Origin of the sequence: Catellatospora sp. NPDC049111, assembly GCF_040648615.1 — a bacterium.
In the GTDB taxonomy this organism is placed as follows: Bacteria; Actinomycetota; Actinomycetes; order Mycobacteriales; family Micromonosporaceae; genus Catellatospora; species Catellatospora aurea.
Window position 1 is genome coordinate 118,955 of the sequence record NZ_JBEZEB010000001.1, and the last position, 15,224, is coordinate 134,178.

The 15,224-nt window shown below is 71.3% G+C and carries 11 protein-coding genes; 4 read left to right on the forward strand and 7 right to left on the reverse strand.

What is annotated here, in order from left to right; genetic code table 11:
• Nucleotides 1–34 precede the first annotated feature (34 nt).
• The 5 genes from serA to AB0B66_RS00625 all read right to left on the reverse strand — a co-directional run bounded on the left by serA (nucleotide 35) and on the right by AB0B66_RS00625 (nucleotide 8,167).
• The gene (serA, locus tag AB0B66_RS00605; protein WP_360520638.1) at nucleotides 35–1,636 is read right to left on the reverse strand and encodes a phosphoglycerate dehydrogenase; all 1,602 of its coding nucleotides are present in this window, start codon (nucleotides 1,634–1,636) and stop codon (nucleotides 35–37) included.
• 322 nt (nucleotides 1,637–1,958) lie between these two features.
• Nucleotides 1,959–2,969 (reverse strand): ketol-acid reductoisomerase, encoded by a 1,011-nt coding sequence (gene ilvC / locus AB0B66_RS00610; protein WP_360520640.1) that lies wholly within the window; start codon nucleotides 2,967–2,969, stop codon nucleotides 1,959–1,961.
• 231 nt (nucleotides 2,970–3,200) lie between these two features.
• Nucleotides 3,201–3,719, reverse strand: a complete 519-nt coding sequence (gene ilvN / locus AB0B66_RS00615; RefSeq protein WP_120318427.1) for an acetolactate synthase small subunit — start codon at nucleotides 3,717–3,719, stop codon at nucleotides 3,201–3,203.
• Nucleotides 3,719–5,539, reverse strand: a complete 1,821-nt coding sequence (locus AB0B66_RS00620; protein ID WP_360520643.1) for an acetolactate synthase large subunit — start codon at nucleotides 5,537–5,539, stop codon at nucleotides 3,719–3,721. The genes ilvN and AB0B66_RS00620 overlap by 1 nt, the downstream gene beginning before the upstream one ends.
• Before the next feature lie 180 nt (nucleotides 5,540–5,719).
• Complete coding sequence (locus AB0B66_RS00625) at nucleotides 5,720–8,167, reverse strand: EAL domain-containing protein (protein WP_360520646.1); 2,448 nt, start codon at nucleotides 8,165–8,167, stop codon at nucleotides 5,720–5,722.
• Nucleotides 8,168–8,300: 133 nt separating this feature from the next.
• Here AB0B66_RS00625 and ilvD point away from each other — a divergent pair, with 133 nt between their 5' ends.
• From ilvD to AB0B66_RS00645, 4 genes are all read left to right on the forward strand, one after another.
• A complete protein-coding gene (gene ilvD, locus AB0B66_RS00630) occupies nucleotides 8,301–10,145 on the forward strand; it encodes a dihydroxy-acid dehydratase (RefSeq protein ID WP_360520649.1) in 1,845 nt (614 codons plus the stop codon).
• 339 nt (nucleotides 10,146–10,484) lie between these two features.
• Nucleotides 10,485–11,750 (forward strand): serine hydroxymethyltransferase, encoded by a 1,266-nt coding sequence (gene glyA / locus AB0B66_RS00635; RefSeq protein WP_360520652.1) that lies wholly within the window; start codon nucleotides 10,485–10,487, stop codon nucleotides 11,748–11,750.
• Nucleotides 11,751–11,832: 82 nt separating this feature from the next.
• Nucleotides 11,833–12,849: a LacI family DNA-binding transcriptional regulator gene (locus AB0B66_RS00640; RefSeq protein WP_360520655.1), complete on the forward strand. Its 1,017-nt coding sequence runs from the start codon at nucleotides 11,833–11,835 to the stop codon at nucleotides 12,847–12,849.
• Nucleotides 12,850–12,866: 17 nt separating this feature from the next.
• On the forward strand, nucleotides 12,867–13,415 hold the full coding sequence (locus AB0B66_RS00645) for a hypothetical protein (protein WP_360520658.1): 549 nt from the start codon (nucleotides 12,867–12,869) through the stop codon (nucleotides 13,413–13,415).
• An 8-nt stretch (nucleotides 13,416–13,423) separates the two neighbouring features.
• Here the strand turns inward: AB0B66_RS00645 and AB0B66_RS00650 are convergent, their stop codons facing one another.
• Both AB0B66_RS00650 and AB0B66_RS00655 read right to left on the reverse strand, forming a co-directional pair.
• Entirely contained in the window at nucleotides 13,424–14,110 is a 687-nt protein-coding gene (locus tag AB0B66_RS00650) for a MoaD/ThiS family protein (RefSeq protein WP_360520661.1), read from the reverse strand.
• Nucleotides 14,110–15,195, reverse strand: coding sequence for an exo-alpha-sialidase (locus AB0B66_RS00655; protein ID WP_360520664.1), 1,086 nt, complete (start codon nucleotides 15,193–15,195; stop codon nucleotides 14,110–14,112). Before AB0B66_RS00655 ends, AB0B66_RS00650 begins: the two co-directional genes overlap by 1 nt.
• Between the last annotated feature and the right edge of the window lie 29 nt (nucleotides 15,196–15,224).

Sequence of the window (15,224 nt, forward strand, 5' to 3'; positions counted from 1 at the left end):
TACCCAGCGGGCAACACGCTACGCAAGCGTCTGCTCACTCTTCGGTGAGATCAACCGCGCTGACCGACGCCGCGCCGATGTTCTCGGCGGCCCGCTGCAGCAGGTCGGCGGCGACCGGCGAGTCGACGGTCAGCGTCATCAGCGCCTCGCCGCCGGCCTCGCGCCGGGCCACCTGCATCGCCGCGATGTTCACGCCGACCGCGCCGAGCACGGTGCCGACCGCGCCGACCACACCAGGCCGGTCCGCGTAGCGGAAGAACAGCAGGTTGCCGTCGGCGTCCAGCTCCAGGTCGAAGCCGTCCAGCTCGGTCAGCTTGATCTGCTCGCGCAGGCCGTGGGTGACCACCGCGCCGGCGACCGAGACCGTACGGCCGTCCGGCAGCGCGCCGCGCACCGTCACCAGGTTCTTGTGCTCGTTGACCTCGGGGTTGGTGGTCAGGTCGATCTCGACGCCGCGGTCGGCCGCGATCAGCGGCGCGTTGACGTAGGTGACCTGCTCCTCGACGATCGCGCTGAACAGGCCCTTGCTGGCGGCCAGCTTCAGCACCGACACGTCGTGCAGGTTCACGATCTCGCCGCGCACCTCGACGGTGACCCCGGCGGCCACGCCACCGGCCACGGCCGTGAAGACCTTGCCGAGCTTCTCGGCCAGCGGCAGCAGCGGCCGCACCTCCTCGGCGACCACGCCACCGGCCTGGACGTTCACCGCGTCCGGCACGAACTCGCCCTGCAGGGCCAGCTTGACGCTCTTGGCCACGGCCAGGCCGGCCTTGTCCTGCGCCTCGTGCGTCGACGCGCCCAGGTGCGGCGTGGCGACCACGTTGTCGAACGCGAACAGCGGCGACGTGGTGCACGGCTCCTTGAGGTACACATCGATGCCGGCACCGGCGACCCGGCCCTCGGCCAGCGCGTCGGCCAGCGCCTCCTCGTCGATCAGACCGCCGCGCGCGGCGTTGATGATCCGCACGTCCGGCTTGACGAGCTGGAGCTCCTTCGCGCCGATCAGGCCGACGGTCTCCGGGGTCTTCGGCAGGTGGATCGAGATGAAGTCGCTCTCGCGCAGCAGCTCCTCCAGGCCGACCAGGCGCACACCCAGCTGCGCCGCGCGGGCGGGCTGCACGTAGGGGTCGTACGCGATCAGGCGGGTGCCGAACGCGGCGATGCGCTGCGCGAACAGCACGCCGATGCGGCCCAGGCCGACCACGCCGACGGTCTTGCCCTGCAGCTCGACACCGGTGTACTTCGAGCGCTTCCACTCGCCGTTCTTCAGCGCCGACGACGCCGAGGCGGTGTTGCGGGCGACGGCCAGCAGCAGCGCGATGGCCTGCTCGGCGGCCGAGACGATGTTCGAGGTCGGCGCGTTGACGACCATCACGCCACGGGCGGTGGCGGCGGGCACCTCGACGTTGTCCAGGCCCACGCCCGCGCGGGCGACGACCTTCAGGCGCGGGGCGGCCGCGATGGCCTCGGCGTTGATCTGGGTGGCACTGCGCACGATCACGGCGTCGGCGTCGGCCAGCGCGGCAAGCAGTGCCGCCCGGTCCGTGCCGTCGACGTGACGCACGTCGAAGTCGTGCGCCAGCACGTCGAGCGCGGCGGGAGCGAGTTCTTCGGCAATGAGAACGACGGGAGTCACAGCTTGCCTCACGGAGAGAGTTGGATGACTTCAGCCCGGTTCGCCGCACTGCGTGTCGGGCCCTACCCCCGCGATGCTACGGGCTCGCGGGCGCTTCGCATGTCCAAGCCACCGCGTGACGGTACTCACGTTCGTGCTGCTCAGTCCGTTTCCGGCGCTCTTTGGAACCGGTCAAGAACGCGCTGCGCGCGCCGGAAAGCGCTGACCGGGCGAAACGGCATGATCAAGAAAAACCGGGCCGTACCCAGGGATCGCCTGGGCACGGCCCGGTAAGCCCGCCCGCAAGGTTGCGCGGGCGGACACCTATGGGAGAGGAAAGCTCTTAGGCGGTCTCGGTGATCGGCCGGTCGACCCAGCTCATCATCGCCCGCAGCTTGGCGCCGGTCTCCTCGATCGGGTGCACCGCGCCCTGCTCCTGCAGCTTGGTGAAGTTCGGGCGGCCGTTGTCGTCCTCGGCGACCCACTCGCGGGCGAACTCGCCGTTCTGGATCTCGCCGAGGATGCGCTTCATCTCCTCCTTGACCCGGCCGTCGATGACGCGCGGGCCGCGGGTGACGTCGCCGTACTCGGCGGTGTCGGAGACGCTGTAGCGCATGCGGGCGATGCCGCCCTCGTACATCAGGTCCACGATCAGCTTCAGCTCGTGCAGGCACTCGAAGTACGCCACCTCGGGCGCGTACCCGGCCTCGGTCAGCACCTCGAAGCCCGCTTGGACCAGCGCGGACGCGCCACCGCAGAGGACGGCCTGCTCACCGAACAGGTCGGTCTCGGTCTCCTCCTTGAAGGTGGTCTTGATGACGCCGGCCCGGCTGCCGCCGATCGCCTTGGCGTACGACAGGGCCAGGGCCTGCGCGCCGCCGGTCGGGTCCTGCTCGATGGCGATCAGGCAGGGCACGCCCTTGCCGTCGACGTACTGGCGGCGCACCAGGTGGCCGGGGCCCTTCGGGGCGACCATCGCCACGTCCACGTCCGCGGGCGGGGTGATCAGGCCGTAGCGGATGTTGAAGCCGTGGCCGAAGAACAGCGCCTTGCCCGAGGTCAGGTTCGGGGCGATCGACTCGGCGTAGATGAAGCGCTGCGCGGTGTCCGGCGCCAGCAGCATGATGACGTCGGCCTCGGCCGCCGCCTCGGCCGGCGTGACGACACGCAGGCCCTGCTCCTGCGCCTTGGCGCGGCTCTTCGAGCCCTCCTTGAGCCCGACGCGCACGTCGACGCCCGAGTCGCGCAGGGACAGCGCGTGGGCGTGACCCTGGCTGCCGTACCCGATCACCGCGACCTTGCGGCCCTGGATGATCGACAGGTCCGCGTCGTCGTCGTAGAAGATCTCAACCATTCTCGTTCCCTCTCAAGGTCACTCGCCGGGCCAGGGCATCTTCGCCCCGACCCCCGGCGGCAGGTGCACGCGGCCATCCCGCGTCCCACCAGTTGATCGTCTCGTCCCGCCCGGCCCTCCCCTGCCGCAACTCTTAAAGACTTGCGGCCTCGGAGGGTTCGGGATGCCGCGACTCTTTAAGAGTTGCGGCGGGAGTGGGGCGGGCCCGGAGGCCCGCCGCCGGGTGGGTGGTCAGGCGGCCAGGCGCAGGGCCGGGTTGGCGGTGATGCTGCGCGAGCCGCGGCCGATGGCGACCAGGCCCGACTGCACCATCTCCTTGATCCCGTACGGCTCCAGGTCGCGCAGCAGCGCGTCGAGCTTCTCGGCGGTGCCCGTCGCCTCGATGGTGAGCGCATCCGGGGCCACGTCCACGACCTTGGCCCGGAACAGCTCGACCGTCTCCAGCACCTGCGAGCGCACCGGGCGGTCGGCCCGGACCTTCACCAGCAGGAGTTCGCGCTGCACCGCGGTGCTGGCCTCCAGCTCCACGATCTTCAGCACGTTGACCAGCTTGTTGAGCTGCTTGGTGACCTGCTCCAGTGGCTGCTCGTCGGCGTTGACGACGACCGTGATACGGGAGACCTCGGGGTGCTCGGTCTCCCCCACCGCCAGCGAGTCGATGTTGAACCCGCGCCGCGAGAAGAGCCCCGCCACGCGCGCCAGCACACCGGGCTTGTTCTCGACGAGCACTGAAAGCGTGTGCTTACTCATCAGATGTCATCCTCGTCGAAGGTGGGACGCACGCCCCGGGCGAACATGATCTCGTCGTTGCTGGTGCCGGCGGCGACCATCGGCCACACCATGGCGTCCTTGCCGACCACGAAGTCGATGACCACGGGCGCGTCGTTGATCGCCATGGCGGCCTCGATCGTCTTGTCGACGTCCTCGGCGGACTCGCAGCGCATGCCGATGCAGCCCAGCGCCTCGGCGAGCTTCACGAAGTCGGGGATGCGGTGCTTGTGCGTGCCCAGGTCGGTGTTGGAGTAGCGCTCGTTGTAGAACAGCGTCTGCCACTGCCGGACCATGCCCAGGTTGCCGTTGTTGATGACGGCCACCTTGATCGGGATGCCTTCGAGCGCGCAGGTGGCCAGCTCCTGATTGGTCATCTGGAAGCAGCCGTCGCCGTCGATCGCCCACACCACCGCGTCGGGCCGGGCCACCTTGGCGCCCATGGCCGCCGGGACCGCGTAGCCCATGGTGCCCAGGCCGCCGGAGTTGAGCCAGGTGGCCGGCTTCTCGTACGAGATGAACTGGCTGGCCCACATCTGGTGCTGGCCGACGCCCGCCACGTAGACCGCGTCCGGACCGGCGATCTCGCCCAGCCGCTTGATCACGTACTGCGGGGCGAGCGTGCCGTCCTCCGGCTCCTCCCAGCCCAGCGGGTAGCGGGTGCGCAGGTCGTTGAGCTGCGCCCACCAGTCCTCGCGGGCCGGGTGCGACTCCGCCCTCAGCGCCGTGATCAGCTCCTCGATCACGTGCTTGACGTCGCCCACGATCGGCACGTCCGCGTGGCGGTTCTTGCCGATCTCGGCCGGGTCGATGTCGGCGTGGATGACCTGGGCGTCCGGGGCGAAGCTGTCCAGCTTGCCGGTGACCCGGTCGTCGAAGCGCGCGCCCAGGGTGATCAGCAGGTCGCTGCGCTGCAGCGCGTACACCGCCGACACCGTGCCGTGCATGCCGGGCATGCCGACGTGCTGGGTGTGCGAGTCGGGGAACGCGCCCCGGGCCATCAGTGTGGTGACCACCGGGATGCCGGTCAGCTCGGCCAGCTCGCGCAGCGCGTCGGTGGCCTGGGCCTTGAGCACGCCGCCGCCGACGTACAGCACCGGGCGCTTCGCCGACATGATCAGGCGGGCCGCCTCGCGGATCTGCTTGCCGTGCGGGTGCAGGGTCGGCCGGTAACCCGGCAGGTCCAGGGTCGGCGGCCAGCTGAACGTGGTCTGCGCCTGCAGCACGTCCTTCGGGATGTCGACCAGGACCGGGCCGGGGCGGCCGGTGGCCGCCAGGTGGAACGCCTCGGCCAGCACCCGGGGCAGGTCCTCGGCGGACTGCACCAGGAAGTTGTGCTTGGTGATCGGCAGCGTGATGCCCTGGATGTCCGCCTCCTGGAAGGCGTCGGTGCCGATCGCCGGGCGGGCCACCTGGCCGGTGATCGCCACCAGCGGCACCGAGTCCATGTACGCGTCCGCGATCGGCGTCACCAGGTTCGTCGCACCCGGCCCCGACGTCGCCATGCACACGCCGACCTTGCCGGTGGCCTGGGCGTAGCCGGTCGCGGCGTGCCCGCCGCCCTGCTCGTGGCGGACCAGGATGTGGCGCAGCTTCGAGTCGAACAGCGGGTCGTACGCGGGCAGGATGGCGCCGCCGGGAATGCCGAAGACCACCTCTACCCCGAGCGCCTCCAGCGACTTGACGAGGCTCTGCGCGCCGGTGGCCGCGACGGGGGCGGACTGGGCGCTGGTGGCGGCGGGGGGCGCTGATCGTTGCGCCGCGGCCCGCTGGGCCAGGGACTCCGGGCTGGGTCTAGTCATTTCCGATCACCTTTGGCATCTGGAAGGTCTCAGGGCGTCCGGCCAACAAAAAAGCCCTCGTGCAAAGTTCGCACGGGGGCCAGCGCACTCTCGTCAGTTTGAGAGTGCGCTCAGGTAAGTACTCGGGCGGACGGCCGAGAGGTCGACATGGGCTCAGCTTGACGCATCTCAGCCGCTGAGTCAACTGCTCCCGGATGTTGGGACGACCGTGTCGTGACGTCCCGCTGAGCTGCCGCTCGCCTCGCTGACGCGAGACGACGAGAGCCCGCCGATCGGCTGCGTCAGCGGCAGGGATTTGGCCGGTGACGCGCTGTTTCCCGACCCGGTCGGGGTGCTCGGCAGCGTCTTGGTCGGGGCCGGGCCGGCGTTCGCGGACGGCGCGCTCGGCAGTGGTTTGGGCGGTGCGGCGGGCAGGGCTTTGAGCCCCCCGTTGGCCGAGGACGCCAGCCGCGCCTCCAGGTGCTCGGCGGGCACGCCCATGCCGAACAGCTGGCCCTGCCCGTACGGGCAGCCGGTCGCCTCGACCAGGCGGCGGTGGTGCGGCTCGCTGATGCCCTCGGCGATCACCTGGAGGCCGAGACGCTGGCCGAGGCGGACCGCCACGTCCACCATCGGCGCGCCCGGCCCGTGGTCGGACGGTGCGTCGATGACCAGGTCACGGTCGATCTTGAGGATGTCCACCGGCATCTGCCGCAGCTGCCCCAGCGAGGAGTAACCCGCGCCGAAGTCGTCGAGTGCGATGCGCAGGCCCAGCGCGCGCAGCGCGGCCAGGGTGCGCCGGAACTCGTCCAGGTCGGTGGCGACGGCGTGCTCGGTCACCTCCAGCACCAGCCGCGACGGCGGCACCCGGTGCTTGCGCAGCACTTCTTTGACGCCGGTGACGTACTTGGTGGAGTGCAGCTCGCGGGGCGAGATGTTCACCGACACCCAGACGTCGTAGCCCTCCTGCACCCAGCGCGACAGCTGGCGGCAGGCCTGGTCCAGCACCCACGCCCCGAGCGCCTCGATCTGGCCGGTCTCCTCGGCGATCGGGATGAACTCCAGCGGGCCGACCGGGCCCAGCTCCGGATGGTTCCAGCGGATCAGCGCCTCCGCGCCGACCGGGCGGGTCGACGGCAGGGCCACCACCGGCTGGTAGGCCAGGGACAGCTCCTGGCGGTCGATCGCGCCCCGCAGCTCGTGCTCGATCGCGGTGCGGCGGCGCAGTTGCTTGTCATACACCTCGTCGTAGAGCTCGACCCGGTTCTTGCCGCGCTGCTTGGCGGCCCGCAGGGCCAGGTCGGCGTTGCGCAGCAGGGTGGGAATGTCGTCGGCCGCGCCGCAGCCGGCCAGGCCGATGCTCGCGGACAGGAAGATGTCGGCGGCCCCGTGCTGGTACGGCCGGGACAGCACCGCGAGCAGCCGCTGGGCGACCTTCGCCGCCTCCCCGGGCCGGCTCCACATCAGCACCGCGAACTCGTCGCCGCCCAGCCGCGCGGGCAGGTCGCCGGGCCGCAGGTTGAGCCGCAGCCGCTGGCCGACCTCGATCAGCACCGCGTCGCCCGCGTCGTGGCCGCGCATGTCGTTGACGTTCTTGAACCCGTCCAGGTCCAGCGTGAGCAGCACGCACGGCGGCCCGCCGGCCGCGTCTAGATACATCGTGCGCAGCAGCCCGCGCCGGTTGGCCAGGCCGGTCAGCGGGTCGGTGTGGGCCAGCTCGCGGAAGTGCGACTCGCTGTCGGCCAGCCGGTTGTTGGCCTTGCGCACGTCCACCACGGCCAGGTACTGCCGGCCGACCATGAACAGCCCGTTGACGATGCCGACCAGGGCGGTGACCGGCTCGATGCCCATCCCCCGGCTGTAGCCGAGCACCACCACGAAGGAGATCGTGATCACCGGCGCGAGGCCCGCGGCCAGGCCCGAACTCGGCGACACGGACTCGGCGTCGCTGGCCCGCGGCGGCGGGGGCGGCCCGATGAACCACAGCGCCGCGCCGATCGGCAGGGCAGCCGCCGCGACGACCACCACCAGCGGCGCTCCGTAACACGCGCCTCCGGCGATCGTGGTCATGCCGACCGCCATCAGCCCCGCGCCGACGCAGTGCCGCAGCAGCGGCCCCTGCCGGAGCTGCGCACGCACCAGCAGCACCGCGCTCAACCCCAGCACCACCGAGCACAGGATCGTGGCGACCAGCACCGGCACGCAGGCACCCGGCAGGGCGTGGTGCCCACCGGGCTTCACCGGTGCCAGCAGGAAGGTCCACGCCACGATGAACAGGCCCGACGCCACCATCAGCGATTCGAGCATCAGCCGCAGGCGCGCGCCGTCGCCCACCACCTGATCGGTGATCTCCAGGAGCGCGGCGACCAGCAGCAGCGCGGCGATCGACGCGGGCAGGCCGAGCAGGCCGCCCAGCACCATCCGGCTGCTCAACAGGTCAACCCAGCCGTCCGGCCAGCCGGCCGTGTGCACCCAGGCGATCGGGGCGGCGAGGGCGTACACCATCAGCGCACCGGCGCTGAGCCGGTTCGCGCGGACGACCAGGCCGTGCTGGTCGACCAGCCGATTCGTCGCCAGTGCCCAGACCACAGGCACAGCGGTCAACACGCTCGCCAGTACGGCTATCGCGAGCCCCGGGGGGAGGTCCACGTCACCACTCTGCCGCAGCTATGAGCACAAAGCGAGACACGTTGTGCGACATTCCCGCATCACCACCGTCCCGGGGTGTGGACACAGCAACGCTGAGCTGGGCGCGCGCTCGGACGAGTGACACACTTACGACATGCCCGAGCTGCGTTCCCGCACCTCCACTCACGGTCGCACCATGGCCGGCGCCCGCGCGCTGTGGCGTGCCACCGGTATGACCGACAGCGACTTCGGCAAGCCGATCATCGCCGTCGCCAACAGCTACACCCAGTTCGTGCCGGGGCACGTACACCTCAAGGACCTCGGCGGCCTGGTCTCCGACGCGATCGCCGAGGCCGGCGGCGTGGGCCGTGAGTTCAACACCATCGCCGTCGACGACGGCATCGCCATGGGCCACGGCGGCATGCTCTACTCGCTGCCCAGCCGTGAGCTGATCGCCGACGCGGTCGAGTACATGGTGAACGCGCACTGCGCCGACGCGCTCGTGTGCATCTCCAATTGCGACAAGATCACGCCCGGCATGCTGCTGGCCGCACTGCGCCTGAACATCCCCACCGTGTTCGTCTCCGGCGGCCCGATGGAGGCCGGCAAGACGGTCGCCGTCGAGGGCGTCGTGCACACCAAGCTCGACCTGATCGACGCGATGATCGCCGCCTCCAACGACGCGGTCAGCGACGAGCAGCTCGGCCAGATCGAGCGGTCCGCCTGCCCGACCTGCGGTTCCTGCTCCGGCATGTTCACCGCGAACTCGATGAACTGCCTCACCGAGGCGATCGGCCTGGCCCTGCCCGGCAACGGCTCCACGCTGGCCACCCATGCCGCCCGCAAGGCGCTGTTCGAGCGGGCCGGCTCGCTGATCGTGGACCTGTGCAAGCGCTACTACGACGGCGACGACGCCTCCGTGCTGCCCCGCGCCATCGCCACCCGCGAGGCGTTCGAGAACGCGGTCGCCCTCGACGTCGCCATGGGCGGCTCGACCAACACGGTGCTGCACCTACTGGCCGCGGCCCGCGAGGCCGAGCTGGACTTCGGGGTGGCCGACATCGACGCCGTCTCCCGGCGGGTGCCGTGCCTGGCCAAGGTCGCCCCGAACAGCCAGCAGTACCACATGGAGGACGTGCACCGGGCCGGCGGCATCCCCGCCCTGCTCGGCGAGCTGAACCGGGGCGGCATGCTGCACACCGGCGTGCACGCGGTGCACTCGCCGGACCTGGCCGGGTGGCTGTCCGATTGGGACATCCGCAGCGGCGCGGCGCTGCCCGAGGCGGAGAAGCTGTTCCACGCCGCCCCCGGCGGGGTGCGCACGACGCAGCCGTTCAGCACCGAGAACGTGTGGTCCACGCTGGACACCGACGCGGCCAACGGCTGCATCCGAGACGTGGCGCACGCGTACTCCGCCGACGGCGGCCTGGCCATCCTGTTCGGCAACCTGGCCCCGGACGGCGCGGTCGTGAAGACTGCGGGCGTGTCCGAGGAGAACCTGCGCTTCACCGGCCCGGCGAAGGTGTTCGAGTCGCAGGACGACGCGGTCACCGCCATCCTGGGCGGCGAGATCGTCGCCGGCGACGTGGTCGTCATCCGGTACGAGGGCCCGCGCGGCGGCCCCGGCATGCAGGAGATGCTCTACCCGACCTCGTTCCTCAAGGGGCGCGGCCTGGGCAAGGCGTGCGCGCTGATCACCGACGGGCGTTTCTCCGGCGGCACCAGCGGCCTGTCCATCGGGCACATCTCGCCCGAGGCGGCCGGCGGCGGCCTGATCGCGCTGGTCGAGAACGGCGACACCATCGCCATCGACATCCCCGCGCGATCGATGGTGCTGGAGGTCCCTGAGCAGGTGCTGGCCGAGAGGCGTATCGTTCAGGACAAGCGGGAAAAGCCGTACACCCCGGTCGACCGGCAGCGCCCCGTGAGCGCAGCCCTGCGGGCGTACGCGTCGATGGCCACGAGCGCCAGCGACGGCGCGTACCGGCGCGTCCCGTAACCCTCGACTCCCCCGCAGGCTCGCCCCCGCGGGAGGACTCCCTCACGCTGGTTGGCCATGAACCTCGGTTCATGGCCAACCAGCGTGTCCCGTTACGGCCCGCCACCCTCCCACCGGCACCCGCCACCACCCCTGCGCGAGTTGATCATGAACCTATGGCAGTGCTCGACGGCGTGTCGTAGTCGATCACGGCGCCGGGGTAGGGACACGCCGTCGACCACGCCCTTAAGTTCATGATCAACGCGGCGGGGCGGGGCGGGGCGCGGCGGGGCAGGCGGGGAGAGGGGTGATCATGGGCGGCATAGGATGCGGGTGGTACCGATTGCGAGGAGTTTTGCGATGCACGAGCCCAAGCTGCCGCACCTGACCGCGGCCGATCCGGCGCTGGCGGCGCTGATCGAGGGTGAGGCGAAGCGGCAGCACGACAAGCTGCGGATGATCGCGTCGGAGAACTACGTGTCGACGGCGGTGCTCGAAGCCTGCGGGACGGTGCTGAACAACAAGTACTCCGAGGGCTATCCGGGCAAGCGCTACTACGAGGGCCAGCAGTTCTGCGACCAGATCGAGACGCTGGCGATCGAGCGGGCCAAGGCGCTGTTCGGCACCGAGCACGCCAACGTGCAGACGTACTCCGGCTCGCCTGCCAACCTCGCGGTCTACCTGGCGTTCATGACGCCCGGCGACACCTTCCTGTCGCTGGAACTGGCCCAGGGCGGGCACCTGACGCACGGTTCGCCGGTGTCGGCGACCGGCAAGTGGTTCCGGCCGGTGCACTACACCGTCGGGCGCGACACCGGCCGCATCGACATGGACCTGGTCCGCGACATCGCGCTGGCCGAGCGCCCCAAGATGATCTTCTGTGGCGGCACGGCGATCCCGCGCACCATCGACTTCCCCGGCTTCGCCGCGATCGCCCGCGAGGTCGGCGCGATCCTGGTCGCCGACATCGCGCACATCGCGGGCCTGATCGCGGGCGGGGCGCACCCGTCGCCGGTCGGCCACGCCGACGTGATCACCACGACCACCCACAAGACCCTGCGCGGCCCGCGCGGCGCCATGATCATGGCGAGCGCCGAGCACGCCACCGCCATCGACAAGGCCGTCTTCCCCGGCCTGCAGGGCGGCCCGCACAACCACACCACCGCCGGCATCGCCGTCGCGCTGCACGAGGCCGCGCAGCCGACCTTCACCGCGTACGCCCACCAGGTCGTCGCGAACGCCAAAGCGCTCGCGACCGCGCTCAACGACCGGGGCTTCGACCTGGTCTCCGGCGGCACCGACAACCACCTGCTGCTCATCGACCTGACCGGCAAGGGCGTCGAGGGCAAGCCCGCCGCCAAGGCGCTGGACGCGGCCGGCATCGAGCTGAACTTCAACACGGTGCCCTACGACCCGCGCAAGCCGTGGAGCCCGTCCGGCATCCGCCTGGGCACCGCCGCGCTGACCACGCGCGGCCTCACCGAGCAGCACATGCCGCAGGTCGCGGCGTGGATGGACGAGGCGGTCACCGCCGCGGTCAAGGACGACCCGGCCACCGCCGAGCGCATCGCCGGCGAGGTGCGCGACCTGCTGCAGGCCTTCCCCATGCCCGGGTACACCGACTGAGCACTGTGATCGGAGCTCCTTTCGTGCTGAACTGTTCAGCACGAGAGGGGCTTCGATCATTCACAACGCAGCTGGAGCTCATATGAAGCGGGTAACCATCGCCGACATCGCCCGCGCGGCGGGGGTGTCCAAAGGCGCGGTGTCGTACGCGCTCAACGGCCGACCAGGCGTCTCCGAGGAGACCCGCCGCCGCATCCTCGCCGTGGCCGAGCAGTTCGGCTGGCACCCCAGCAGCGCGGCGCGGGCGCTGTCCGACGGCCGCACCGGCGTGCTCGGCATGATCGTCGACCGGCCGGCCCGCACGCTGGGCATCGAGTCCTTCTTCATGCAGCTCATCTCGGGCATCGAGGCGACCCTGTCGGCCCGCGACGTCAGCCTGCTGATGCAGGTCACCGAGGATCGCGAGCGCGAGATGGCGACATACCGCCGCTGGTGGGCGCAGCGCCGGGTGGACGGCGTGATCATCGTGGACCTGCGCCGCGACGACCCGCGCGTGCCGCTGCTGGAGGAGCTGAACATGCCGTGCGTGGTCATCGGCGGCCCGCACGGCCTCGGCACGCTGCCCGGCGTATGGAGCGACGAGGTCGCGGTGACCACCTCGGTGGTCGAGTACCTCGCCGCGCTGGGGCACCGGCGCATCGCCCGGGTCGCCGGGCTCGCCGACCTGTGGCACACCTCGGTGCGCGGCCAGGCCGTCGCCGACTCCGCCGACCGGGTCGGCCTCACCGACGTGACCACGGTGTACACCGACTACACCGGTGAGGAGGGCGCCCGCGCCACCCGGGCGCTGCTGTCGCGCCGCCCCACCCCGACCGCGATCGTCTACGACAACGACACCATGGCCGTGGCCGGGCTCGGCGTCGCGCACGAGATGGGCATCGCCGTGCCGCACCAGCTGTCCATCGTGGCCTGGGACGACTCGCCGCTGTGCCAGCTGCTGCACCCGCAGCTGTCCGCGGTCAGCCGCGACATCGCGGCGTACGGCGCGCACGCCGCCGACCAGCTGCTGAAGATCCTCGACGGGGCCGAGATCCGCGGTTTCCAGGACACGACACCGCAGCTCGTGCCGCGGGGAAGCACCGCTCCGCCGGCGGCCTGACGCCTACACTCGGCCCCATGAGCCTGTCCGCGGCGTACGCCCGCGACTTGCTGGCGGCGCTGCCGGGGCGGGTCGCCGACCCGCTGACCGCGGCCGAGTTCGCCGGGCTGGCCAGGCGCTTCGGGTTCGTCTTCAACCCCGACCACCGGGCCCTGCTCACGGCCGGGCTCCCGGTCGGCGGGCGCTGGCCCGACTGGCGCGACGGCGACCCCGACCAGCTCGCCGAACGGCTCGCGGCCCCGGTCGACGGGGTGCTGTTCGACGTCCAGGAGAACGGCTTCTGGCTGCCCGGCTGGGGCGAGCGGCCGTCCCGGACGGCGTTCGCGCTGTCGGTCGCCCGCCGCGCGCTCCAACAGGCTCCCCAACTCGTGCCGGTCTACGGCCACCGCTACGCCCCCGCGCTGCCCGAGACCGACCTGCCGGTCTTCTCCGTCATGCAGACCGACGTCATCGTGTACGGCGACACGCTGCCCGCGTACCTCCAGCGCGAGTTCGACCTGCCAGCTGGCGACCTGCCCGGCAGCGCCGCCGCCAAGCAGGTCCCCTTCTGGTCCGACCTCGCCTGACCCGAGGGTCAGAGCAGGGCGTACACCGTGGTGGCGTGGGCGACGATCGCGCCCTTGGCGGTCATCGTGATGTCGGCGAACGCCATGGTCCGGCCCAGCTTCGTCAGCCGCGCCGTGACCAGCACGTCGCTGCCGAGCACCGGCCGCTGGAACGTGGTCGACAGCTGCACCGTGGTCATCGGCACGAACCCGCCCCGGGCCGCGCTCACCGCGATGACCGTCGCCGTGTCCGCGGCCGCCATCAGGGCCTGGCCGCTCATCGCCCCGCCCTCCCGGGCCAGCCGGTCCGACCAGGGCAGCCGCAGGGTGGCCCAGTCGGGGCCGGTCTCCTGCACGGTCAGGCCCAGCTCCCGCACCCACGGGGCGAAGTTGTCCGCGAGGATGCCGTCGCCGTCGAGCGCGGGAGCCTCCTGCTCGACACTGCCGCCCGCGACGCTCGGCAGCACCTGCACCTCACCGCTGCCGCTGACCGGCGTTTCCTGACCTGACAACACCCTGCAGTCCTCTCCGTCCACGTACACGTTGACGTAGCGGCGCAGCTCGCCCCGCTCGTCGCGGATGCGCCGGCCCAGCCGGGGCCAGCGCTGATCGACCTCGTCCAACACCGCGCGCAGCGTGCCGTCCGCCCGCACCTCAAGCTTGGACTCGCCGCCGACCTCGGTCCGCAGCGCGCCCGGCACCAGCACCGTGACCATCAGATCCGGACCGCCCGCACGCACAGCACGTCGGGCAGGTGCGCCGCGACCAATGCCCAGCTGTCGCCCTCGTCGGCGCTGGCGAACACCTCGCCGGTGCGGCTGCCGAAGTAGACGCCGACCGGGTCGTTGTCGTCCACGCACATCGCGTCGCGCAGCACGGACGGGTAGAACGGGGCGGTGGGCAGCCCGTACGACTGCGGGGTCCAGGTCTTGCCCGCGTCGGTGGTGCGGAAGACGCGGCACTTGTTCTCGACCGGGAAGCGCAGCGCGTCGGCGGTGATCGGGAAGTTCCAGGCGGTGCCGCCGCGGCGCGGGTGGGCGACCATCGCGAAGCCGAAGTCGCTGGGCAGGCTGTCCGCGATCGAGGACCAGGTCTGGCCGTCGTCGTCGGAGCGGTACACCCCGTGGTGGTTCTGCAGGTAGAGCCGCTCGGGGTCCTCGCCGTCCCGGGCGACCTTGTGCACGCACTGGCCGAACTCCGGGAACGGGTCGGGCATGAACGTGACCTTGATGCCGCTGTTGGACGGGTGCCACGTCTCACCACCGTCGGTGGTCCGGTAGACGCCGCCGGTCGACATCGCGACCAGCACCCGCGACGGGTCGGTCGGATGCGGCAGCACCGTGTGGATGGCCTGGCCGCCGAAGCCCTCGCCCCACTCGGTGCGGTGCGGGTGGTTCCAGAGGCTGCGGACCAGCTCGTACGTCAGGCCGCCGTTGGTCGAGCGGAACAGCGCGGACGGCTGCGTGCCCGCCCAGACCACGTCCGGCTCGGCGGCCGGACCCGGCTGCAGCGCCCACACCCGGCCCAGCGCCGTGTCGGTGTCCTGCGGGAACGCCAGCGGGGCGTGGTCCGGCTCGCGCCAGCAGGCGCCCAGGTCGTCGCTCGTCGCCACGCTCGGGCCGAAGTGCGAGCTGTCGACCGCCGCCAGCAGGCGGGGCGTGGCGCGGCGGGTGTCGACGCCGACGGCGTACACCCCGGTCATCGGGAACTGCGGGACGGACAGCTGCCAGGCGTCCCCGACCCGGTCCCGGCGGGCCAGGAACAGGCCCTTCGCCGTGCCTATGAGCAGCAGAACGGTCATCGTTGACCTCTTTTCTCCGGTTCACCGCG

Coding starts and splice junctions, on each gene's coding strand:
- AB0B66_RS00655 (WP_360520664.1), bottom strand. CDS start 15,195: ATGACCGTTCTGCTGCTCATAGGCACGGCGAAGGGCCTGTTCCTGGCC.
- ilvN (WP_120318427.1), bottom strand. CDS start 3,719: ATGAGTAAGCACACGCTTTCAGTGCTCGTCGAGAACAAGCCCGGTGTG.
- ilvC (WP_360520640.1), bottom strand. CDS start 2,969: ATGGTTGAGATCTTCTACGACGACGACGCGGACCTGTCGATCATCCAG.
- AB0B66_RS00620 (WP_360520643.1), bottom strand. CDS start 5,539: ATGACTAGACCCAGCCCGGAGTCCCTGGCCCAGCGGGCCGCGGCGCAA.
- AB0B66_RS00640 (WP_360520655.1), top strand. CDS start 11,833: ATGAAGCGGGTAACCATCGCCGACATCGCCCGCGCGGCGGGGGTGTCC.
- AB0B66_RS00645 (WP_360520658.1), top strand. CDS start 12,867: ATGAGCCTGTCCGCGGCGTACGCCCGCGACTTGCTGGCGGCGCTGCCG.
- glyA (WP_360520652.1), top strand. CDS start 10,485: ATGCACGAGCCCAAGCTGCCGCACCTGACCGCGGCCGATCCGGCGCTG.
- AB0B66_RS00650 (WP_360520661.1), bottom strand. CDS start 14,110: ATGGTCACGGTGCTGGTGCCGGGCGCGCTGCGGACCGAGGTCGGCGGC.
- ilvD (WP_360520649.1), top strand. CDS start 8,301: ATGCCCGAGCTGCGTTCCCGCACCTCCACTCACGGTCGCACCATGGCC.